This window comes from Providencia rettgeri (assembly GCF_001874625.1).
In the GTDB taxonomy this organism is placed as follows: Bacteria; Pseudomonadota; Gammaproteobacteria; order Enterobacterales; family Enterobacteriaceae; genus Providencia; species Providencia huashanensis.
Window position 1 is genome coordinate 313,011 of the sequence record NZ_CP017671.1, and the last position, 23,966, is coordinate 336,976.

At 42.3% G+C, this 23,966-nt stretch carries 18 protein-coding genes; 7 read left to right on the top strand and 11 right to left on the bottom strand.

Features of this window, described 5'->3' with window-relative positions; translation table 11 throughout:
- Positions 1-146: 146 nt before the first annotated feature.
- Entirely contained in the window at positions 147-1,556 is a 1,410-nt protein-coding gene (gene glnA / locus RB151_RS01460) for a glutamate--ammonia ligase (protein ID WP_042847713.1), read from the bottom strand.
- Between the two features lie 444 nt (positions 1,557-2,000).
- On the opposite strand from glnA, the gene RB151_RS01465 reads away from it, so the two are divergent.
- The gene (locus RB151_RS01465; RefSeq protein ID WP_042847711.1) at positions 2,001-2,282 is read left to right on the top strand and encodes a colicin Z C-terminal domain-related protein; all 282 of its coding nucleotides are present in this window, start codon (positions 2,001-2,003) and stop codon (positions 2,280-2,282) included.
- A 569-nt stretch (positions 2,283-2,851) separates the two neighbouring features.
- Here RB151_RS01465 and RB151_RS23555 read toward each other — a convergent pair.
- Positions 2,852-3,709: a PadR family transcriptional regulator gene (locus RB151_RS23555; protein ID WP_225833145.1), complete on the bottom strand. Its 858-nt coding sequence runs from the start codon at positions 3,707-3,709 to the stop codon at positions 2,852-2,854.
- Positions 3,710-4,142: 433 nt separating this feature from the next.
- On the opposite strand from RB151_RS23555, the gene typA reads away from it, so the two are divergent.
- Positions 4,143-5,966, top strand: coding sequence for a ribosome-dependent GTPase TypA (gene typA, locus RB151_RS01485; protein WP_042847704.1), 1,824 nt, complete (start codon positions 4,143-4,145; stop codon positions 5,964-5,966).
- A gap of 46 nt (positions 5,967-6,012) precedes the next feature.
- Here the strand turns inward: typA and abgT are convergent, their stop codons facing one another.
- The 3 genes from abgT to RB151_RS01500 all read right to left on the bottom strand — a co-directional run bounded on the left by abgT (position 6,013) and on the right by RB151_RS01500 (position 10,377).
- Positions 6,013-7,539 carry a p-aminobenzoyl-glutamate transporter gene (abgT, locus tag RB151_RS01490; RefSeq protein ID WP_071547615.1) on the bottom strand — a complete coding sequence of 509 codons (1,527 nt, stop codon included), beginning with the start codon at positions 7,537-7,539 and terminating at the stop codon, positions 6,013-6,015.
- Positions 7,540-7,613: 74 nt separating this feature from the next.
- On the bottom strand, positions 7,614-9,062 hold the full coding sequence (locus RB151_RS01495; protein ID WP_042847700.1) for a M20 family metallopeptidase: 1,449 nt from the start codon (positions 9,060-9,062) through the stop codon (positions 7,614-7,616).
- Entirely contained in the window at positions 9,055-10,377 is a 1,323-nt protein-coding gene (locus tag RB151_RS01500) for a M20 family metallo-hydrolase (RefSeq protein ID WP_042847697.1), read from the bottom strand. The genes RB151_RS01495 and RB151_RS01500 overlap by 8 nt, the downstream gene beginning before the upstream one ends.
- Before the next feature lie 265 nt (positions 10,378-10,642).
- On the opposite strand from RB151_RS01500, the gene RB151_RS01505 reads away from it, so the two are divergent.
- From RB151_RS01505 to fabY, 4 genes are all read left to right on the top strand, one after another.
- The gene (locus RB151_RS01505; RefSeq protein ID WP_071547616.1) at positions 10,643-11,569 is read left to right on the top strand and encodes a LysR family transcriptional regulator; all 927 of its coding nucleotides are present in this window, start codon (positions 10,643-10,645) and stop codon (positions 11,567-11,569) included.
- Positions 11,570-11,734: 165 nt separating this feature from the next.
- The gene (gene yihX, locus RB151_RS01510) at positions 11,735-12,349 is read left to right on the top strand and encodes a glucose-1-phosphatase (RefSeq protein ID WP_042847693.1); all 615 of its coding nucleotides are present in this window, start codon (positions 11,735-11,737) and stop codon (positions 12,347-12,349) included.
- A gap of 64 nt (positions 12,350-12,413) precedes the next feature.
- On the top strand, positions 12,414-12,851 hold the full coding sequence (dtd, locus tag RB151_RS01515; protein WP_042847691.1) for a D-aminoacyl-tRNA deacylase: 438 nt from the start codon (positions 12,414-12,416) through the stop codon (positions 12,849-12,851).
- A gap of 23 nt (positions 12,852-12,874) precedes the next feature.
- A complete protein-coding gene (gene fabY / locus RB151_RS01520) occupies positions 12,875-13,789 on the top strand; it encodes a fatty acid biosynthesis protein FabY (RefSeq protein ID WP_042847688.1) in 915 nt (304 codons plus the stop codon).
- Between the two features lie 76 nt (positions 13,790-13,865).
- Here the strand turns inward: fabY and RB151_RS01525 are convergent, their stop codons facing one another.
- Both RB151_RS01525 and RB151_RS01530 read right to left on the bottom strand, forming a co-directional pair.
- On the bottom strand, positions 13,866-15,626 hold the full coding sequence (locus RB151_RS01525; protein WP_071547617.1) for an AsmA family protein: 1,761 nt from the start codon (positions 15,624-15,626) through the stop codon (positions 13,866-13,868).
- A gap of 125 nt (positions 15,627-15,751) precedes the next feature.
- A complete protein-coding gene (locus tag RB151_RS01530; protein WP_042847810.1) occupies positions 15,752-17,140 on the bottom strand; it encodes a uracil-xanthine permease family protein in 1,389 nt (462 codons plus the stop codon).
- 235 nt (positions 17,141-17,375) lie between these two features.
- On the opposite strand from RB151_RS01530, the gene gltS reads away from it, so the two are divergent.
- Positions 17,376-18,590, top strand: a complete 1,215-nt coding sequence (gene gltS / locus RB151_RS01535; protein ID WP_042847684.1) for a sodium/glutamate symporter — start codon at positions 17,376-17,378, stop codon at positions 18,588-18,590.
- 107 nt (positions 18,591-18,697) lie between these two features.
- On the opposite strand, the gene recG is transcribed toward gltS, so the two are convergent.
- The 4 genes from recG to rpoZ are packed head-to-tail and all read right to left on the bottom strand — an operon-like array spanning position 18,698 to position 23,926.
- Complete coding sequence (gene recG, locus RB151_RS01540; RefSeq protein ID WP_042847683.1) at positions 18,698-20,779, bottom strand: ATP-dependent DNA helicase RecG; 2,082 nt, start codon at positions 20,777-20,779, stop codon at positions 18,698-18,700.
- A gap of 15 nt (positions 20,780-20,794) precedes the next feature.
- Entirely contained in the window at positions 20,795-21,508 is a 714-nt protein-coding gene (trmH, locus tag RB151_RS01545) for a tRNA (guanosine(18)-2'-O)-methyltransferase TrmH (RefSeq protein ID WP_042847682.1), read from the bottom strand.
- 5 nt (positions 21,509-21,513) lie between these two features.
- Positions 21,514-23,631: a bifunctional GTP diphosphokinase/guanosine-3',5'-bis pyrophosphate 3'-pyrophosphohydrolase gene (gene spoT / locus RB151_RS01550; RefSeq protein ID WP_042847681.1), complete on the bottom strand. Its 2,118-nt coding sequence runs from the start codon at positions 23,629-23,631 to the stop codon at positions 21,514-21,516.
- Between the two features lie 19 nt (positions 23,632-23,650).
- Positions 23,651-23,926, bottom strand: a complete 276-nt coding sequence (gene rpoZ, locus RB151_RS01555) for a DNA-directed RNA polymerase subunit omega (protein ID WP_004262665.1) — start codon at positions 23,924-23,926, stop codon at positions 23,651-23,653.
- Between the last annotated feature and the right edge of the window lie 40 nt (positions 23,927-23,966).

Here is a 23,966-nt window from a genome sequence, read left to right on the forward strand (position 1 = left end):
CTCCTGCACTATTTTGGTGCATTATACCTGATAGACCAAACAACCGATATTTGATTTTGTTCCGCTAATATTTTACAGAGAAAAGGCCCCATCAAAAGATGGGGCAAGTGCTTCACGGCAACAAAGACTAGCAGTGGAACGGCGTGTTACACACTGTAGTACATTTCAAATTCGAGAGGGTGTGGTGCCATACGGACACGCTGGATATCGCTGCGAACTAATTCGATATAAGCGTCAATGGCGTCATTCGTGAATACACCGCCACGGGTTAAGAATTCACGGTCTTTATCTAACTCAGCCAAGGCTTCGTCTAAAGAGCCTGAAACTGTTGGGATTTCTTTGGCTTCTTCAGGTGGTAAGTCGTATAAGTTTTTATCCATTGCATCGCCTGGATGGATTTTATTGATAATGCCATCAAGGCCTGCCATTAACTGTGCAGCAAACGCGAGGTATGGGTTAGCCGCAGGGTCTGGGAAGCGTACTTCAATACGACGTGCTTTAGTGCTGGCAACCACCGGAATACGGATAGATGCAGAACGGTTACGCGCTGAGTAAGCCAGCATGACTGGTGCTTCAAAGCCCGGAACTAAACGCTTGTATGAGTTGGTTGTTGGGTTGGTAAATGCGTTCAGCGCACGTGCGTGCTTGATAATCCCACCAATGTAATACAGCGCCATCTCAGATAAACCGCCGTATTTGTCACCAGCAAACAGGTTAACACCGTCTTTAGACAAAGACATATGGCAGTGCATACCTGAGCCGTTATCACCGACGAGTGGCTTTGGCATAAAGGTTGCGGTTTTACCGTATGCATGGGCAACATTATGAACAACATATTTATAAATCTGGGTTTCATCCGCTTTTTTGGTCATAGTATTAAAGCGGGTAGCAACTTCGTTTTGACCTGCTGTTGCCACTTCATGGTGATGCGCTTCAACCACTAAGCCCATTTCTTCCATTGTGGTACACATTGCAGAGCGCAGGTTTTGTGATGAATCAACGGGGGGAACTGGGAAATAACCGCCTTGTACTGCTGGGCGATGACCTTTATTGCCGCCTTCGTATTTTGTGCCAGTATTCCACGCTGCTTCGATATCATCGATATGGTAGTAGCTACCATGCATATTATTGCCAAAACGGATATCATCAAAAACGAAAAATTCAGGCTCTGGACCAAACAGAACGATATCAGCGATACCGCTAGAACGTAAAAAGTCCTCAGCGCGTTTTGAAATTGAACGCGGGTCCCTGTCATAACCTTGCATAGTGCCTGGTTCTAAAATATCGCAACGGATAATTAAGGTTATGTCAGCAAAGAATGGGTCGATAACCGCGGTTGATGGGTCTGGCATCAATACCATATCTGATTCATTAATCCCTTTCCATCCACCGATAGATGAACCATCAAACATCTGGCCTTCTTCAAAGAAGTCTTCGTCAACTTGGTGAGCAGGGATAGTGATGTGTTGCTCTTTACCTTTAGTATCGGTAAAGCGCAGATCAATAAATCTAACATTTTGCTCTTTTATTAACGATAAAACATGTTCAGCGGACATTCTCGGCTCTCCTGGTCGGGTCTAATCAACAATCGTCTAGATGATGCGCTTGTTGTTTTTTGTCTAGCGGTAGTGAGTCGTGTAAAACGAGGCACTGTTATTCGCTCTGTAAATATACAAGCGAAAATCATGCCAACTTTTTAAATTATAGTAAATTCTGATTGTTACAAAGAAATGATGGGAGAGAAAATGATAAAATGGAATAAAATGCACTAAATTGGTGCTTTTTGTTAGTTGTTTGCACTGTTTTGGTGCGTTTTTTTTAAATGTGAATCATTTATGTCATGCATTCATCATAAATATAATATTTTATGTTCTTCGCTTATGCCAGTATTAATAAGGATATATTTGAGCAACATTGAGTATTGAATCTAAATATATTTTTGTACTTTACATAATATTTATGTGGAAAAGTGACGACATAGTTAATAGGGGTATAAATATATGGCAAGATCTCAAGGTTGGGCTCCACCATTAGCATGGGGACCGTGGGTTAATCTTCATACGCACGTAGGGAATAGCGCTTATACTGTTTCATTTGATGCAGTATCAAGTCTGCAATCAACATTTGATGCTGAAATACAATATGTAACCAATTCAGGTGATAGAATCGTTCGTACTATGGGGCCTAGCTCATATAGAATTAATGGAAATAATGGGGCAGGACAAGACCGGATTAGGTTTAAGAGCCATTCAGTAGGGCTGACGATAGAAGTTAGGTACTAAATATAAAAGTGGCTTTATGCTAACTTTACTTATTCATCAAAGATTTAAATAAATTTAAATTAGATTGATTGTTTAGATTTTGGTAAAAACCATCATCTAATGAATGGATGTTTCCTAAATGAATGTTTTTTTGAATAAGAACGTTATTAAAATAAACATTCATTTTTTTATTTTTATTTTTGGTTAGAAAATCATATAGTTTAGGTCGGCAATTATTTGTATTGCTAAGTGTTATAAAAACAATATGTTCATTATTTTTTGATTCATCCTTATATGATTCGATACATTCTTTATCTAATTGAAAAAAAGAATTATTTGTAGAGTAAGATAAAATGTTATCGCTTTTAATTTTGCAACTAATGAGCAATAGCCCCGTTATAATTGCTATAGATGAAATAAAAAAGATTTTTTTGAATTATTCATAAATGTTATTATCATTCCAAATACTCAATTGTTTATAGTATAAACTATAAACAGAATATTTCATGTTATTTATTCTGAGATGCGAGAAGAGTAGAACTCGTATATATAAAGAAAGCCCATATAACAAAGAATATGGGCCTCTTACATTATTCATCGTTACTATTGGTTAGTAACGTATTCACTTCTTCAATTTGTTTTACTGCATCATTGATGATGGATGCAATTTGGCGAGTTTGTTCTTCATTGAGCTGCTTTAAAACCATTTTATGGCGTAATAATGCTTTAAAACGACTGACCGCCATTTCAATGTCTTCCGCTAAATTACCACCTTGTTGCATATCGCGTGCTTTTGCCAGTTTACGGGCAATCACCACTTCTATGTCTTTATTCTGAGCTAAATGCGATGCTCCTTCAGGCGTGATAGTAAAGCTTTTACGGTTCCGCTCAACAATTTGTGATTCCAAGAAGCCTTGTTCTTCTAGTAGTGTAAGAGTTGGGTAGATTACACCAGGGCTAGGCACATAAAGGCCGTTAGAGGCTTCTTGAATATCTTTAATTATCTCATAGCCATAACTTGGTTTTTTGGCAACTAATGAAAGCACCATAATATGAAGGTCACCATGGTCAAATAGACGACGCAGACCTTTGCCTCTTCCTCGACCCCTTTGGCGCTCACCGCCATGTCCATGGCCATGACGCCCTTCACCGTGGCAGCATTTTTCACCATGTCCGTGACCATGACGGCCTTCACCGTGGCAGCATTTTTCACCATGTCCGTGACCATGACGGCCTTCACCGTGGCAGCGTTCTTCACTGTGTCTGTGACTATGACGGCCTTCACCATGGCAGCGTTCTTCACTGTGTTCCTGACTATGACGCCCTTCACCATGGCAACATTCTTTGTGTTCATGACGATGATTACCATGACAGCCGTTATGGTGGTGGTCATGCTGATTTTCGTCATGCTGTGCATAATATACATGACGACAAGATTTAATTAGCATATAGTTATTCCTTAGTTTGTAACTTTAGATATATCGAATCTATTTTGTCGTTTCACTATATTTAGATATATCTAATTAGTCAATTTAGATATATCTAAATGACACAAAAAGACATTAAAAAAGGTAGTTAAGAAAGAAAGTCTATTTTATATTCTTTTTTTTGGCTGCTAATATTGAGTTTTTAGCGTATTATTCTGCTACTTTGTGAATTATTAGTGCTGATACTCACTATTTTATTGGGTATTTTGGCGCTGTTATGCAACTGAATGTTTTTTCGTTAAAAACTTTTTATACAGTGATGGGTTTCACATTTATTCCACTTCTGCGGAAAAACGTGTAAAATAACAGCAAATTAACGTAGAAAGTATGTTTTGGTCGATAATAACGGCTAAAAAAGCATATTCCTTTCCTGTCAATTAAACGGTAAAAATCCTTGTCAATTCAAAATTTAAGAAACATCGCCATCATCGCTCACGTTGACCATGGCAAGACCACACTGGTTGGTAAATTACTGCAGCAGTCAGGTACGTTCGGTGAACGTGAAACTGTTGATGAGCGTGTTATGGACTCCAACGACTTGGAGAAAGAGCGTGGTATTACCATCCTTGCTAAAAATACCGCTATCCAATGGAATGGTTATCACATTAACATCGTAGACACCCCAGGCCACGCCGACTTTGGTGGTGAGGTTGAGCGCGTTATGTCTATGGTTGACTGCGTTCTGCTGGTTGTTGATGCGATGGATGGCCCAATGCCACAGACTCGCTTCGTAACGCAAAAAGCGTTCGACCACGGCTTACGTCCTATTGTTGTTATCAACAAAGTTGACCGCCCAGGTGCACGCCCTGATTGGGTTGTAGACCAAGTATTCGACTTATTCGTGAACTTAGGTGCAACGGATGAGCAACTCGATTTCCCTATCGTTTATGCATCTGCATTAAACGGTATTGCAGGTCTTGACCATACTGAAATGGCTGAAGACATGACGCCACTGTACGAAGCTATCGTAGAGCACGTTGCGCCGCCAGCAGTTGACATCGATGGTCCATTCCAGATGCAAGTATCGCAATTAGATTACAACAGCTACTTAGGCGTAATCGGTATTGGCCGTATTAAACGTGGTGTTGTGAAGCCAAACCAACAAGTCACTGTTATCGATAGTGAAGGCAAAACTCGCAACGGTAAAATCGGTAAAGTTCTGACACACTTAGGTTTAGAGCGAATTGACTCACAGCAAGCCGATGCGGGCGATATCGTTGCTCTAACTGGTTTAGGTGAACTGAATATTTCTGACACTATTTGCCAAGTGGGTAGCGTTGAAGCTCTGCCTGCATTAGCCGTTGATGAGCCAACAGTTAGCATGTTCTATTGTGTTAACACCTCACCATTCTGCGGTAAAGAAGGTAAATTTGTGACTTCACGTCAAATCCTTGACCGCCTGAATAAAGAACTGGTGCACAACGTGGCACTACGTGTTGAAGAAACTCAAGACCCAGATGCATTCCGTGTTTCTGGTCGTGGTGAACTTCACTTATCTGTTCTGATTGAAAATATGCGTCGTGAAGGTTTCGAATTAGCCGTTTCTCGTCCGAAAGTTATCATTCGTGAAATCGATGGCCGTAAACAAGAGCCATTCGAACAAGTTACTTTAGACGTTGAAGAGCAAAACCAAGGCGATGTGATGAAAGCGTTAGGTGAGCGTAAAGGTGACCTACGTGACATGATGCCAGATGGTAAAGGCCGTGTGCGTCTTGACTACATTATCCCAAGCCGTGGTTTGATTGGTTTCCGTACAGAATTCATGACGATGACCTCAGGTACTGGTTTACTGTACTCTACATTCAGCCATTACGACGATGTTCGCCCAGGCGAAATCGGTGGTCGTCAGAACGGTGTTCTGATCTCTAACGGTCAAGGTAAAGCAGTTGCTTATGCACTGTACAGCTTACAAGATCGTGGTAAGTTATTCTTAGGTCACGGTGCAGAAGTGTATGAAGGCCAAATCATTGGTATTCACTCTCGTTCTAACGACTTAACAGTTAACTGCTTAACGGGTAAAAAACTGACTAACATGCGTGCGTCAGGTACTGATGAAGCGACAACATTATCACCACCAATTAAAATGACTCTGGAACAAGCTCTTGAGTTTATTGATGATGATGAATTAGTTGAAGTGACTCCGCAGTCTATTCGTCTGCGTAAGCGTCACCTGACTGAAAACGATCGTCGTCGCGCGAGCCGTACAAAAGAAGACTAATTTTTAGTTAAATTAGTTAATAAGAAGGCGCCGAAAGGCGCCTTTTTTATGGGTTGAGTTGTGGGTAAACACCCGGCCCTATAGGCAGTCCTGCAAAGTACCAGCCAACAAGCAATAACATCCAAACTATAAAAAAGACAATAGGATACGGTAATATTAAGGTGTAATAAGTTCCGAGCTGTGCATTTTTATAGTAGCGTTGTAAAAAACCTAAAAAGAGAGGAAGAAAAGGTGACATAGGTGCAAGTGGTAGCACCGCTGAATCTGCGATACGAAACACAATCTGAGCAAATGCAGGGTGAAAACCTAGTAGCACAAACATAGGAACAAATATTGGGGCGAGGATCGACCAGATAGCTGAACCACTTGCGATAAACATACAAAGGAAAGCGGATAGGAACATCAAACCAATAAACGCAGGTACTCCGGTCATACCAAGGGCTTCCAGTAAGTCGGTTAACCCAATCGCCATAAATTTCCCCATGTTACTCCAGTTAAAAAAAGCAACGAATTGTGAAAGGGGGAAAACCATAACAATAAACCCTGCCATACTTTTCATTGGGTCAACTAATAAATCAGGAATATCATTAGGCTTTTTGATTTGCTTTGTTGATACACCATAGGTAATGGAGACCACGAAAAAGAAAATAATAATGACAGGAACAATCCCTTTAATGAAAGGGGATGGGATCACTGTATTGGTGACTGGATCGCGTAGTGGGGCACCTTCAGGCACAACAAGTAAAGCCACTAGACCGATAAAAACTAATGCAGACAGCCCACTCATCAATAATCCACGGTTTTGAATAGGTGTTAATTGTTCGATTCGGTCATGGGATGTGCCTTCCCATATAGGCAGGCGAGGTTCGATAAATTTATCAGTAAGTAGTGCCCCCGCAATCGTGAGTACAATCACTGACGTAGCCATAAAATACCAGTTATCAATAACACTAACATGAAGGCTTGGGTCAATGATCATGGCCGCTTCTGTACTTATCCCTGACAATAAAACATCCGTCGTGACAATCAATAAGTTAGCAGTAAAACCTGAAGCGACCCCTGCAATTGCAGCTAGTAAGCCAGCAACAGGATGACGGCCTACAGCAATAAAAATTAGCGCTCCTAAGGGTGGCATGACGACCAGCGCAGCATCAGAAGAGATATGGCTAAAAAAAGCAATAAATAGCACCATATAGCTGGCATAACGTTTATTAATGCCGGAAGCCATTTTATACATCAGAGCTTGGAGTAAACCGACTTTTTCGGCTAAACCGGCACCAATCACAAGTGCAAGAATGGCACCAAGAGGGGCAAAACTGCTAAAATTTTTAACAATATTGGGCAAAATCCATTGTAATCCCTCAACGCTTAATAAATTTTTAACGCTAACCATTTCGTCATTGGCTGGGTTTTTAACGGATAAACCAAACCAAGACAAAATTGCAGTAGCAATCATGAGTACCGCAATCAAATAAACAAATAAAATAAACGGGTTAGGTATTTTATTTCCCACGCGCTCTATCCAGCGAAAAATCGCACCGGGGCTTTTGTGATGAGTTGTTGTGTCACTCATAGAATTTCCTTGTGTCTGTATTCATTGTTATTGTTATGACTATTGAGCGGGATAAATCCCGCCAGTATAAGGAACTACTTTAATTTTGAAGGCGTTACATCTTTAGGGATAGGGCATTGATAGGGTGCGGTTTGTCTTTGTTGATGAAACTCAGCTTTAGCTTGTGCTAATAATTCTGGTTTTAAGAACAACTCAAGTGCACTGGATGCCATAATTTTTCCTGCGAGCAGCATTCCTTTATGAGCAATGGATGTGCGCCCCTGAGCGACTAACTGCCATGTATGTAGTGCGGTACCGAATGCGAAGCATGGGCTAAAACACTGTGCAGTAGGGGTCACCCAACTGACATCTCCTACATCTGTTGAGCCATACATTAATTCTTTTGATTCAACGTAAGGTAGCACTTCGTCAGTGAGTACTTTATTACCTTGCCTTTCACACCAAAGCACCCCTTTTTCACCGCCACTACGAGCTGCATTCAATTTGGCATTGCGCAAATCATCTTTAGTCAGAGTGCTATAGATTTGTTCAGCGAATTGGCGTTCTTGTTCTGTATATTCAGGGATGCCAAATTCCGTAATATGATTAAACATCGCATGTTCTAGAGTGCGATTCGGTACATAGTTTGAACATGCTTTGTCAAAACGCACCTCTAACTGAGTGCCGGTCATTAAGGCCGCGCCTTCAGCAATCTTAATAACGCGTTGGTAAATATCTTGCGCTTCATCGAGCTGCGGAGCGCGCACAAGGTAAAGAACCTCTGCATCTGCTTGTACGACATTCGGAGAGGCACCGCCCGTATTGGTGACGGCATAATGAATGCGTGCCTCTTGAATAATGTGTTCGCGTAGAAACTGAACGCCGACATTCATGAGCGTTACTGCATCTAAAGCACTACGTCCAAGATGAGGTGAGTTTGCTGCATGTGATGCAATACCTTTAAAACGAAAAGCCGTTTGAATATTAGCAAGAGACTTGACGTTGAAAACGCCACTAAAAGATTCTGGATGCCAAGTAATTGCGGCATCAACATCATTGAATAGTCCTTCCCTCACCATGAAGGTTTTACCTGAACCGCCTTCTTCACCCGGACAGCCATAGAAACGTACCGTACCCGATAAGTTATTTTCTTTTAGCCATGCTTTGACTGCATAAGCGGCGGATAAGGCAGCGGTACCTAACAAATTGTGACCACAGCCGTGGCCATTTCCATTTTCAATAACTGGGCTAGGTTCACTGCATGCCGAATGTTGGCTCAGGCCTGCAAGGGCATCGAATTCCCCGAGTAGTGCAATAACGGGAGTGCCTGAACCGTAACTTGCGATAAAAGCGGTTTCGATATTACCAACGCCTCTTTCGACGTGAAAACCTTCCTTTTCTAACGCATCAGCGAGCAGAGTCGATGAGTAAGTTTCTTCAAAACGTGTTTCTGGATGATCCCAAATATCATCACTTAATGTAGTGAATTGATGTTGGTTTTTTTCAATATAATCATTAATAAATGATGTAAATGTATTATCCATTTTGAGCTCCGAATTCAGGTAAATGCAGGGCGATAGTGGACAGCGTTTTAACGGCGGTCGTCATCACTTGTTCATCGAAATCAAAGCGCTCATTGTGGTGACCCGCGCTGAGCTGGGTGCCAAAAATCATATAAGTTGCTTGTCCCCCGAGTTGTTTGACGCGCTCCATAAAGTAGGTTGCATCTTCAGAGCCCGCGGCTTGGGAGCGGTCTTTCACCACAGATGTGAATTCAGGGAGGTGGGCTTGAGCCAAATCGCAAATAAAATCAACCCATTGTGGACTTGGATGGCTACTTTGTGCAGCGCCCATTAATTTAATATCAACGGAAACATCTTGCATCTTGGCTGCACCCTCGACGATATTTAGGGCTTTTTGATAGATAAACTCATTAATTTCATTAGTTTCACCTCGAGTTTCTACTTTTAATAACGCAGAGTCTGGAATGACATTTCGACCAATCCCTGCTTGTAAAACCCCAACATTTATTCGAGAACTACCTTCACTATGGCGTGGAATGCCATATAAGCCTAAAGTCGCATGGGCTGCGGCCAGTAATGCATTTTTACCATCTTCAGGTTTTGCACCTGAATGAGCAGCAACACCTTGATAGGTAACATCAAATTTAGTTGTCGCTAAAAAGTTTTTGCTGCCACAAACGACCTCGCCTTGTGGGACTCCAGTTCCAAGGTGAATAGCAACAAAAAAATCGACATCATCGACAACACCTGCCTCCATCATGGATTTCGCGCCGCGAGTGCCTTCCTCCGCTGGTTGGAAAATAATTTTAATACGACCGGAGAGTTTGGATTCGTATTGTTTGAGAACATGCGCAAGCCCTAATCCAATAGCGGTATGGCCATCATGACCACAGGCATGCATCATGTGTGGGTTACAAGAGGCAAACCCTTCATTGTAAGGACGGTGTTGGCACGAAAGGTCTTCGTTTAGGTCAAGGGCATCCATATCGACTCGGAAGGCTAGAGTTGGACCGGGTCTTTCGGTATCTAATGTCGCGACAATTCCTGTAAACCCCCCAGAGAAATGCCCTAGCCATTGGGTAAGAGCCCCTTGCTCAATTGCTCTTTTTTCTTGTTTTTCTAATTCAGCAGGAGAAGGGAGCCCCATTCTAGCGTCAGCTTTAATCACTTCTTTGCCAAGTTGTAATTGGTAGCCAAGCTGATGCAGCTCTTCTGCTACTAGAGTCGCAGTACGAAATTCTAACCAACCAGACTCTGCATATTGGTGAAAATCTCGGCGCCATGTCTGTAACTGCTGTGCCATCTGATTGATAGTGGCATATAAGTCAGTATCCATTTTTTATCTCTTTTAGTTATCACAAAAAAAGTAAATTCTGTTATGTTTGATTACGAATTATTAACATTTAGCGAGATAAAATTTTGTTTATTAATTAAAAATAAATTTATTTAGATGTTGATGTATTTTTTACCTTTAAAAATTATTTTAAAAGGCTAAATGTTAATTATTTGTTTCTTTGTTTTTAGACTTTACACAATCAAATCAGAGCAAAAAAGATACAATTATCTTTCGCTATATAACTAAAAGTTATCGGGGTAAACACATGGCTCCAGCAATAAAATTGAATCAGCTTAGGGCATTTGTAGAGGTAAGCCGTCATGGCAGCATTCGAGCCGCTAGCCGTTTTTTACAACTCTCCCAACCGGCACTAACGAAATCGATTCGTGAATTAGAAAGTACGTTAGGGGCAAAGTTATTTATTCGCAGCAACCAAGGGATTTACTTAACAGAATGCGGTGAGGGTTTTTTAAGGCGTGCGAGCTTAATTCTTGAAGAGTTAAGGGTTGGGCAAGAGGAAATCTCCCAACGGATTGGTTTGATTGGCGGGACTGTCAATATTGGTGTGGCAGGAAGTATCGCTCGTTCTTTGATGCCTAAAGTCGTCACACAATTTCACCGCGATTTCCCCAATATTAAATTGCGTATCATGGAAGGGCAGCTACTAACCATGTTAACTCAGCTAAGGCAAGGAGAGCTGGATTTTACGATTAATACATATTACCCAGGCAGTTTAGACGCAGAATTTAATTTTGAGCGGCTGATGCAAAAAGAGTACAAGGTGATTATGCGTAAAGACCATCCTTTACGGCATGCGAAATCTTTGAGTGAGTTGGTTGATTGTGATTGGACGATGCCAACTCCCAAGGGGACGTATTATAAGCAACTTGCTGACGTTTTTTCGTTGATGGAGCGTCCCATGGTCTTTAGCGTAACTTGCGAAACGTTAATTGGCTGCTTAAGTTTAGTTGCTCAAAGCGATTTTCTAACCATTGTTTCTGTGGATACGATCGACGAGCCGTTATTCGAACAAAGGTATATCGCTTTAGATTTAAAAGAACAATTACCCTATGCCACCTTTGCTTTGGTTCAACGAAGAGATGCCACATTGACACCCGCAGGGGAACACCTAGCCCGATTATTTCGTATTTATTGCCGTAATAATGATGATGGGAATAAGGTAGGTAGATAATATTTTTGCATTTATCTATTAAAGGAATGGTTAAGTAAGGCGGTTTCCTGAGTCAGTGGTTCACCAATATTTTGACAAAATAACGTGAAATATCACCAATTAGGGCTGTTCAGTTGCATGAATAATGATTAAAGTAAATTTAGTGAATAACAATGAGGAAAATTTATGCTGTATATCTTCGATATGGGTAATGTGATTATTGATATCGACTTTAATCGTGTGTTTGATAAATGGGCTGAGCTTAGTGGTACACCAAGTGAAGAAATCAAATCGCGGTTTTCTTTTGGTAATATCTTTCAATTGCATGAATGTGGCAAAATTTCAGATATCGAGTTCGCAGAGCTTCTGTGTGAAGAAATGGGCATTACACTGAGCTTTGAAGATTTTGCTGAAGGCTGGCATGCTATTTTTATTTCGTTAAGAGCTGAAGTGATTGATATCATGGAGCGCTTGCGCGAACAAGGGCACCGTGTTGTCGTCTTATCAAATACGAATCGCCTACATTTAGACTATTGGCCAGAACACTACCCAGAAATTGCAGCTAGCTCTGATTTCCTTTACCTATCCCAAGATTTAGGCATGCGTAAGCCTGACCCGGAAATTTATGAATATGTTCTGCAATCTGAAGAATTTGATGCTGCAGATGCTATTTTCTTTGATGATGTTGAGGAAAATGTAAAAGCCGCGGAAGCACTTGGCATTCGCAGTATCCATGTTACCAGTAAAGACACCATTCCCGAATATTTCCGGACTTACGATTTTAGTGCCGAAGTTAAGTAACTTACTGGTTTTTATAATGGAGTAACTGTAAAACGTTGCTCCATCTTTTTGTTATAGAGTAAACATGATTGCATTAATTCAGAGAGTCACTCACGCGAGTGTCGTTGTTGATGAAACCGCCGTAGGGCAAATTGATTCAGGTCTACTGGTTTTGCTTGGTGTCGAAAAAGACGATGATGAGCAAAAGGCAAAGCGTTTATGTGAAAAGGTGTTGGGCTACCGTATTTTTAGTGACGAACAAGGGAAAATGAACTTAAACGTCCAACAAGCTGGCGGTAGTTTACTGGTTGTTTCGCAATTTACTTTAGCCGCAGATACCAAAAAGGGTATGAGACCCAGCTTTTCTGGTGGGGCAGAGCCAGAGCGTGCAGACCGCTTGTATCAATACTTTGTTGAGCAAAGCCGCCAACAAGGCATTAATACGCAAACAGGCCAGTTTGCTGCAGATATGCAAGTCAATTTAACAAATGATGGACCGGTCACCTTCTGGCTACAGGTGTGAATCAACTTTTTAAGGGGGAAACGATGTACCATCTACGTACGCCGAAAGATGAACTTGAGTTTGCAACTTACTACCATTTTCGTTGGGAAATGTTGAGAAAACCTTTTAATCAACCCCTAGGTTCAGAGAAAGATGGCTATGATGCCACTGCACATCATCAAATGGTTGTTGATGATAAAAACCGTATTCTTGCGATCGGCCGCTTATATATTAATGCAGATAACGAAGGTGCGATCCGTTTTTTAGCCGTCAACCCAGTAATGCAAGGTAAAGGGCTGGGGAAGCTGATTATCATGGCACTTGAGTCTGTTGCACGCCAAGAAGGGGTGAAGCGGATTGTATCCAGTGTGCGTGAAGAAGCGGTTCCTTTTTTCGATAAAATGGGGTTTGCAAATCGCGGGATAGTCGCAGGGCAGTTAAAAACACCAGTTCGTCATTATTTGATGATTAAACCGATTGAAACCTTAGATCAAATTTTACACCGTCCAGATTGGTGCGGTGAATTGCAACAAGCTTGGTATAAATACATACCATTGAGCGAGAAAATGGGAGTACGGATAGAGCAGTACACTGGGACTCGCTTTATAACAACCATGCCCGAAGCGGGCAATCAAAATCCCCATGAAACTATTTTCGCAGGCAGCCAATTTTCGTTAGCAACATTAACGGGTTGGGGGTTAATTTGGTTATTGATGCAAGAACACCAGTTAGGCGGTGAGATTGTGTTAGTGGATGCAAATATCCGCTACGGTAAGCCTGTCAGTGGTAGGCCAACCGCCACTGCTGATTTAGCAAATATGAGTGGTGACCTTGACCGATTAGCTCGTGGCAGCCGAGCCCGAGTGAAACTTAAGGTCGAGGTAAGTAATACTGATAACCAAGTGGGCGCTGTTTTTAGTGGGACTTATATGGTATTACCCATTGAAACAACAAAATAAAGTATATTTTTGATTATTAAATAACAGAGGCAGGTAATTTATATAATTAGCGTTACCTGCCTTAGTTTTGTGTTTATTACGGCGTACCTAGTACAGGGATCTCTTCTTGAAGTATTGCTCCTTCCATTGGCGGTTGTTCTGCTTCGGTTTCAACTGAAGAAGTCACTACCCCGTTAACAACGGTTCTGAACATACGTTTACCTTGTAACGGAACGGCCATTAGCTCCCCGTTTAGGCTTTTTGAGAGAGACGGTGCGAGTAAATCGCCTTGTAGAGTCGCATCAAAATCACCAATAACCTGTGCTGGGAAACCAGACCAGCCCCACTGATTTAAATCAGTTAAATCAATATTAGAACCGGATGCACGTAACAGGAATGGCACTTTATTTGGCGTTTGCTTAACCAGCAAACCGATTTTGCTGATACCTTTATCAGTACTGACCGTTAAACTTGCAGCGGCTGAAGATTTGCCACTTTGACGAACTTCTAAGAATGGACGTCGAACTAGAACTTGGTTAATTGTGCCGCTATCTGCATTAAACGTCGCTTTACCGCTCCAAACTCCCCATTGTTTTTGTTTGACCAAATCAACGTTTTCAATGTTGGCACTTAACGCTGTAAACTCGAAAGGGAACTCGGGTTGGATATTCATTAACAGAGACTGAGATAAGCTAAATTTCTTGATGGATAACCCAGATAACCATGCAGGAGCTGGCTCTGCCAAGAAGGATAGCCATGTTTCAGGTAATGTGTACAAAATACCCGCTAGCTTGCCTTCATTGATGGTCAGTACTTGGTCATTACGTTGCCAAGTGCCGTTTAGGTTGAATACCCCTTTATTGTAGTAGCCAGACAGCTTATCGATATTAAGGGCATCGCCATCAATATTTAATTCGCCAATCAGTGTGCTGAGTTGTTGGTTTTTCACAACCAGTTGCTCAACATTGAAACTGATTTTACTTTTAGGGCTAGACCAACTTCCCCGAACGAGGTCAAGGTGGTCGATTTCAGTACTCAGCCCTGAAAGAGCCCAATCTTTACCTTGAATATCAATATTGGCTAATTCAAGGTTTTTGATTTTTATGGTTCTATCACTTTTAATCGCAGTAAATAATGTATCGAAATCAATACTGTTTTCCCAGCCCACTTTATTCATGATGAGAGAACCGATTGTGATTGAACCATCAGCAAATAGTTTACCTTCCCCTGAGACATAGCCATTATTTAGGTAGGCACTTGCTTTGCTAATTTCAGTGGCTTGCGTTTGCCGTTTCCCTGTCACTGCGACATTTTTTAACGACAGTTTATTCATTTTTAATTGGTTGGCTGTAAAACGAAAATCACCATAGCCAAAAGGGGAATTAACTGTTGGTTGCCAAGGTGTTATTCCTCCAGTGAACCCATCAACCTGAATATCATCATCACCTTGTTTTAGCAGAATTTTACTGTTCTCGAATTGCAAGATATCCGCAGTGATAGGTAAGGGCATTTCCCCTTGAGTGATGGCAGCTGACAAGTCACCTTGTGTAATAACAAAACGCCGAATAGCATTTCCACTGAATAAATTACGCCAGTTGATATCGACGACAATTTGCCGTGCATCCAAGGCGAGGTTTTTGTCTTCTGAAGATAACTTAACATCTTGAAAGATAAATTCCCCAGGGTTGGAAAACTCATGCCCCATGACCCCGACATTAATATCATAACGGGTAAATTGACTTAAAAATTGGCTGGAATAGGAGGCTCCTAGACGCGTCTGTAAGCCAATATAGGCAAAAATAAATAGAAGTAATAGTAGCAAAAGTGCATAGGTAACAAATTTGATTAACCATTTCACGGCTTGCTACTCCTTCATCATGTGGGTGGATAACAAGATAGAGACTTGTTTAATATCGCGGCAGTTTAAGGATAGCATACAGAAGAACCGCCAGAATATTCAACTCTGACGGTTAAAATGAAAGCTTATTTTTCGAGGGGAAAGACTAAATTCAGAACAATTGCAGTTAAACCACCGGCAGCAATTCCAGAAGAAAATAAGGTTTTTAGCCAGTCGGGCGCAAATTGTAGGATCAGAGGTTGCTGTGAGACCCCCATTCCTACCGCAAGTGAAAGGGCGATTATCATGATTGCTCGACGATTTAATGGCTCTCTAGACACAATACGTACACCTGACGCGGCGATAGTGCCGAACATCACGATGGTCGCGCCACCCAGAACAGGTTCAGGGATTTGCTGTACAAAGCCTGCAACAGCAGGGAATAAACCTAGCAATACGAGCATTAAGGCGACGATATAACCGACGTAGCGGCTAGCGACCCCTGTTAACTGGATCACCCCGTTATTTTGCCCAAAGCAGGAGTTCGGAAAGGTATTAAATACAGCAGAAACCATTGAGTTTAAACCATTAGCGAGCACCCCACCTTTAATACGTTTCATATACAAAGGACCACGAACGGGTTGTTCTGATACATCCGAAGTCGCAGTGATATCACCAATCGTTTCTAAAGAGGTCACCATAAAAATAAGAATAAGTGGGACGAGTAGGTTCCAATCAAATGATAACCCATAATAAAACGGTTCTGGTACGGTAATTATCGCTTGGTTAGCTTCTGCTGGTTGCGCAGTTGGCAACATGTCCATCCACCAAGCAACAATATAGCCGACAGCCATGGCAATGACGAGTGAAGCAACACGTAAGTACGGGTTTTTCTGGCGATTTAATAAAATAATAACGGCGAGTACCACTCCCGCTAAAATTAAATAATCGGGGGAACCGAAGGTATTGTCGCTAATTGCACCGTAGCCACCACCGATGGATGTTAGGCCAACTTGAATTAACGATAACCCGATGATCATGACCACAACACCAGACACTAACGGTGTGATGACGCGGCGAGCTAAATGTAAGAAGCGGGAAAGAATCACTTCAGTTAGTGCGGCAACGAGTAAAGTACCAAATAGTGCTGCCATCATTGAGGGAATATCTGCCCCACCTTGCTTTAGTGCGACTCCGCCCATGATTAAAGGTGCAACAAAGTTAAAACTGGTGCCTTGAATAGAAAGTAAACCTGAACCAATTGGGCCCCATGCTCTAATTTGAATTAAAGAAGCAATCCCTGAAGCGAATAAGGACATACTAATAATACGTTGGGTGTCGTGAGCTGGTAGCCCAAGCGCTTGGCAAATTAACATTGCTGGCGTGATAACAGCTACAAACATAGCGAGAAGGTGTTGCCCCGCGGCAAACAGAGCCTGTGGTAGCGGTGGTTTGTCTTCTAATTTATAGATAAGCTCACTTTGTGTTTGTATGGTTGCTTCTGTAGTTTGTTTTTCAGACGTTGCAGTATTCATTGCCTTCATTTCCCCCACCAAAAAACGCATTGTAATGCGGCGAAATTAAAAAGCAATCGTTTGCTCAGAAAAAGTTTTATACGATAGTTAAATAACGCTGTCACATTTTTATATCTTTTAACTTGTATTTATAACAGTTTTTTTTTCTAATCCTATAACCTGCTTTTGGCGTTTTAAGGAAGATATTAACGTCTTATTGGTTTTTAATAATTTTAACAACAGACGAGGTACGTAAATGTATCATCTCGATGTCTACGGTACGCTAGTAGCTGCTACCTTAGTATTATTGCTTGGGCGTAAACTGGTAAAATCAGTTCCCTTTCTTGAAAAATACACTATCCCAGAGCCCGTTGCGGGCGGGTTGTTAGTCGCTTTTAGTCTTTTATTGCTGAAGCAATTATTTGACTGGAGCCTTTCTTTTGACTTATCACTGCAAGAACCAATGATGCTGGCATTTTTTGCCACAATCGGCCTAAATGCTAACTTAGCGAGTTTGAAGGCAGGTGGTAAGGCATTGTTTATTTTCATTTTTGTTGTTGTAGGGTTACTGCTTGTTCAAAACACGGTGGGTATTGCTCTTGCTGAGTTACTTGGCCTAGACCCATTAATGGGGCTGTTAGCGGGTTCTGTAACTTTATCCGGTGGTCATGGTACTGGTGCGGCATGGGGTAAAATTTTTACCGAGAGTTACGGTTTCCAGAGTGCAACAGAAGTTGCTATGGCTTGTGCAACGTTTGGTTTGGTTCTGGGTGGGTTAATCGGTGGGCCTGTTGCTCGCTTCTTAACTCGAAATATCCCAACGCCGGGAAATACTGACGATGATAAAGACGTTCCTAGCGCATTTGAAAAACCGCAATCAGGGCGAATGATCACTTCAATGGTTTTAATTGAAACTATTGCATTAATTGCTATCTGTTTGCTGGTGGGAAGCTATATTGCAGGTTTATTAGCGGACACAGTGTTCGCGTTACCGAAATTTGTGTGTGTGCTGTTTGTCGGTGTGATTTTAAGTAATAGCTTATCATTGCTGGGTTTTTACCGTGTATTTGATCGCGCGGTTTCCGTCATGGGGAACGTCAGCCTTTCATTATTCTTAGCAATGGCATTAATGAGCTTAAAATTATGGGAATTAGCATCATTGGCAATTCCGATGATAGTTATTTTGGCTGTTCAAGCTTGTGTTATGGCAGGGTATGCGATTTTTGTCACCTTCCGAGTGATGGGCAAAAATTATGATGCTGCTATTTTAGCTGCGGGTCATTGTGGCTTCGGTCTTGGTGCAACACCGACTGCAATTGCAAATATGCAGGCGGTAACAGATAGGCTAGGCCCATCTCACCTAGCATTCTTAGTAGTGCCAATGGTTGGAGCATTCTTTATTGATATCGTTAATGCAATCGTGATTAAACTGTATCTATTGCTACCGATATTTCCAACGATTGCTGGATAACATAGATTAAATAATAATAAGTAAAGCAGGTATTGCCGTGAAATTTTTCACGGCAATTTTCGTTTTAAGATATGAATAAACAATAATGATAGGTTGCTATGTAATAATTAAGCGTGGCTATATTGTTCCCGCTCTGGTAACCAGCGATCAATAATTTGCTGCGCGTTTTCAGGGTAGTGTTGCTGAATATGACGAGCAATGCGTTGCACTTCTGGCAACATATATTGGTCGCGTAATAAATCAGCGACTTTAAAATCGGCATTACCCGTTTGCTTCGCCCCTAATAGCTCCCCAGGCCCGCGAATTTCAAGGTCTTTTTGGGCGATCACAAAACCATCATTGCTGTCTCGTAAGACTTGCAACCTTTGCTTTGCGGTGTGAGTTAACGGTGTTTTATAGAGTAATACACAGTGGGAGGCGATAGCCCCTCGCCCTACACGCCCTCTTAATTGATGCAGTTGTGCTAGGCCTAAACGTTCAGGGTTGTCGATTATCATTAAACTGGCATTAGGCACGTCTACACCGACCTCAATAACCGTGGTCGCAACAAGTAGCTGAATTTCATTATTTTTAAAAGCAGCCATGATGCTTTGTTTTTCTGCGGGTTTCATACGACCGTGTACCAAACCCACTTTCAATTCAGGCAATGCTAGGGCTAATTCTTCACTTGTTACCTGAGCGGCCTGAGCTTCTAATAACTCCGAATCTTCAATCAAAGTGCATACCCAATAGGCTTGGCGGCCTTCTTCGATACAAGCTTGGCGAACTCGTTCGATAATATCATTACGCCGTGTATCCGGTATTGCAACCGTAGTTACAGGTGTTCGACCCGGTGGAAGTTCATCAATAATTGATGTATCTAAGTCTGCATAGGCGGTCATTGCTAGCGTGCGTGGAATGGGCGTTGCGGTCATAATTAATTGATGGGGGTGGAAGCCTTGTTTTTCGCCTTTTTCACGCAGAGCGAGCCGCTGATGAACCCCAAAGCGGTGTTGTTCATCAATAATTACCAGCCCTAAAGCTTTAAAGCTGACTTGTTCTTGGAAAATAGCATGCGTCCCAACAACCATTGCCACTTCACCATTGGCTATCGCTTCTTGTTGCTGTTGGCGTGCTTTACCTTTTTGCTTCCCAGCGAGCCAGCCAACTTTGATACCTAAAGGTTCGAACCATTGCTTAAATGTATTAGCATGTTGCTCCGCTAAAATTTCGGTAGGTGCCATTAAGGCAACTTGTTTGCCATTCTCGATAGCACAGAGAGCCGCTAAGGCCGCGACAAGGGTTTTCCCTGACCCGACATCACCTTGAATTAAGCGCATCATAGGCGCGTTTTTAGCAAGGTCTGCTTCGATTTCACTGACAACTCGATTTTGAGCCTTGGTGGGTGAAAAAGGAAGTTGGGCTAAGAGTTGTGTTTTTAGCTTACCATTATTGATTAATGGCTCTGCATACAGACGCTCATTACCTGCACGGATCGCTAACATACTTAGGTGGTGAGCGAGTAGCTCTTCAAGCACTAAACGTTTTTGGGCTGGGTGATGACCTTTTTCCAGTTCACTCAACGCGACGTTTGGTGGAGGGGTGTGCAACAGGCGTATTGCGTCTGGTAAGCTAATCATCCCCCGGCTAAGTTCTTCAGGAAGTAGTTCTTTAATTTTCCCATTACTAAGCAGAGCAAGAGCTTGATCGATGACTTTGCGTAATGTGGCTTGGCGTACCCCTTCTGTTGTGGGGTAAACCGGTGTTAAATTTTCTTGTAAAGTAACATTATCGGCATCTTGAGAAACTTTATATTCAGGGTGAATAATTTCTGGGCCTGTATTTCCTCGACGTACTTCACCATAAGCTGTAACCCGACGCCCTTCGGCTAAGTTGTTTTTCATCGCCGCAGAAAAATTGAAAAAACGTAAGGTGAGGTTGCCGGTTCCATCTGTTATCAGGCAAGTCATCATCCTTCGTCGTCCAAAGACAACTTTTGTTTGTAACACCTCGCCAGTAATAGTTGCTGTAGTTCCAGGTAAAAGATCTTTGATTTGGTAAAGGCGGGTATGGTCTTCGTAGCGAAGAGGAAAATGGAGGAGCAGGTCTTGAACGGTGTTCAAACCGATTTTACGCATCTTTTCTGACTGGCTTGCACCAATTCCATGCAATGAGGTCAGAGAAATGGTATCAAGTAGCCCATTATTCATATTATGTCCTTTTCCTTAACCAAATTGCCGTCTTTTCATTTTTTCAGTTAACTGCATTTGTACCCACCATTCGTCATCAGCTTCAATCTGCCCCTGATCATTAATAAATGGACGAGGAAGGCCTTTACGTTTAGCAACCTCTGCCAGTACAGGGTAGCCACCTTCAAATAGCCATTCTTGTTGTTCATGTGGCGATAGTAGGCTGTATTCGCGTTCATACATGCCCGCTTGCTGCCGTTGCCTTTGTGCTTCATATAGGATTAATGCACAAGCAACTGAAACGTTTAGAGATTGCACCATGCCTGCCATTGGAATGATGATATGGCTATCCGCTAATGTGAGAGCTTGTTGTGAAATTCCTTTTTTCTCTTGCCCCATCATAATACAAGTTGGACGGGTATAATCAATCTCGCGAAAATCAACCGCATGCTCAGATAAGTTGGTTGCTAGAACTTGCATATTTTGTGATTTTATTTGGGTAATCGCATCTTCAGTTGATTGATGCGAAATGATTTTTACCCAACTATTGCTTCCCGCGGCTGAGGAGACAGAGAGCCTCATCTGTTGGTCGGGCCAAATGGCATGAATTTGATGGACCCCTACGGCGTCAGCGCTACGTACAATAGCGGAAACATTGTGAGGTTTGTGAATTTCTTCAAGACAGAGAGTTAGGTCGGGTTGCCGCATCGCCATCATTTGGCAAATGCGGCGATAGCGGCGTTCATTCATAGTAGTTAATTACGGTTTCGGCTAACACGTAGGACATCTGGCATGATACGAATTTTACGCATGACATTCGCCAATTGAACACGGTTTTTAGTTGTTAGGCGGATAAAGGCACAATACACGCGACCATCTTTTTCTTCAGTATTCATACTTTGAATACTAGAGTTTGCATCATTGATTGCGGCAGTTAAGTTTGCAAGAGCACCTTGGTGGTTGATCATATCCACTTTAATTTCAGCGATGAAATCGGTATTAGTGTCGTTATCCCAGTCGACCGGCATAAATTTATCGGGTTCTTTTTGATAACCGCGTATATTGCGACAAGATTCATGGTGGATAACCAAACCTTTACCGGGACTGATATGTGCGACAATTGGGTCGCCGGGAATAGGGCGGCAACATTTGGCGAAAGTAATTAAAACGCCATCAGCCCCTTTGATTGATAATTTGTTGCGACTTTCTACGACAGGTTGTTCTTCCGGTGTCGTTTGAGCGTTATTTTGTAAATTACGGGCAACGACTACGCTCATTGCATTCCCCAACCCGATTTCTGCCAGTAGGTCATCAATTGAGTTTAGTTTCATGCGTGCCAGTTCAGCATCGATGTTCCCTTGGGGGATATCCGCTAATTTATTTCCGGCTCCTAAAGCGTGATTCAGTAAACGGCGACCTAAGTTGATAGAATCTTCACGTTTTAAATTCTTTAATAATTGGCGTATTTTGGCGCGAGCCTTCGAACTCACGACAAAATTAAGCCAAGCTGCATTTGGCCGCGCACCAGGAGCAGTAATGATTTCGACAGTTTGACCACTAGTGAGTGACTGTGATAGCGGATAAGGCTGGCGGTCAACACGGGCGCCTACGCAGGCATGGCCAATATCAGTATGCACGGCATACGCAAAGTCAACAGGCGTTGCTCCGGTCGGTAATTCAACAATTCGCCCTTCCGGTGTAAAAACGTAAATTTCATCAGGGAATAAGTCTGATTTAACGCTTTCAATAAACTCAAATGAACTGCCCGCACTTTGTTGTAATTCAAGCAAACTTTGCATCCAGCGCTGTGCTCTAACTTGCGCTGTAGTGCCTTGTTCACCTTGTTCTTTATAAGCCCAGTGTGCAGCAACCCCCATTTCAGCCATTTGGTCCATATCTTCAGTACGAATTTGTACTTCAACAGGTACCCCGTGAGGCCCAATTAGAGAGGTATGTAGCGATTGATAGCCGTTAGCTTTAGGAATAGCAATATAGTCCTTTATACGCCCCGGACGTGGCTTATATAGACTATGCATTTGGCCTAACACGCGGTAGCAAGTATCCACATCTTTGACAATAACCCTGAAAGCATAGATATCCATGATGGAATGGAAACGCTGCTCTTTTTGGTGCATTTTACGATAGATGGAATAAAGGTGCTTTTCCCGCCCACTGACTCGGCAAGGTACACCAGCTTCGGTTAGGCGGCCGTCAATTTCAGAGAGGATTTTTTGGATCATCTCTTTACGGTTACCTCTAGCCGCTTTTACAACTTCTTTGATTACGCGGTAACGGTTAGGATATAACGCTTCAAAACCGAGTTCTTCGAGCTCTGTTTTTATATGATGTATACCCAATCTATGAGCTAAAGGGCTATAGATTTCAAGGGTTTCACGAGCAATGCGACGGCGTTTATCAGGCCTTAAAGACCCTAAGGTGCGCATATTGTGAGTGCGGTCTGCCAGTTTGATCAAAATGACCCGGATGTCTTTTACCATCGCCATGATCATTTTGCGGAAGTTTTCTGCTTGAGCTTCTTTTTTGTCGCGAAAGTTAAGCTTGTCTAGTTTGGATACCCCTTCGACCAAACCGGCTACCGTGGTACCAAACAGCTCTTCTATATCTTGGAATGTCGCTGGAGTATCTTCAATCACATCATGAAGTAGCGCTGCCATAAGTGTTTCATGATCCAGCCGCATTTCAGCAAGAATACAAGCAACAGCAACTGGGTGAGTTATATAAGGCTCACCACTCGAGCGGGTCTGTCCTTCATGGGCATCCCGCGCGACAACATAGGCTTTTCTTAGTAATTCAACTTGTTCTTTAGGGAGATACTTTTGAATGACTAAATTAAGGCTTTCAAACAGATACAAGGCAGACCCACCTTAGTGATTAGCGACGACCTTCAGCGATTGCAGAAACTGCCTGCATTTCAGCCGCTTCTTGCTCTTGCTGCTCTTGGCGCTCACGCACATCTAAAATGTGACCGTTGATTAAGCCTTCTTCTACTTCACGTAACGCGATAACAGTATATTTATCGTTTTCTTCAGGAACTAAAGGGTCTTTTCCGCCCGTTTGTAACTGACGAGCTCTACGTGCTGCGACCAATACGAGGTCAAAACGGTTACCAATTTTCTCTACTGCGTCTTGAACAGTTACGCGTGCCATAAGTGTGCTACTCCAAAGAAATAAAAAAATGACCTGATAT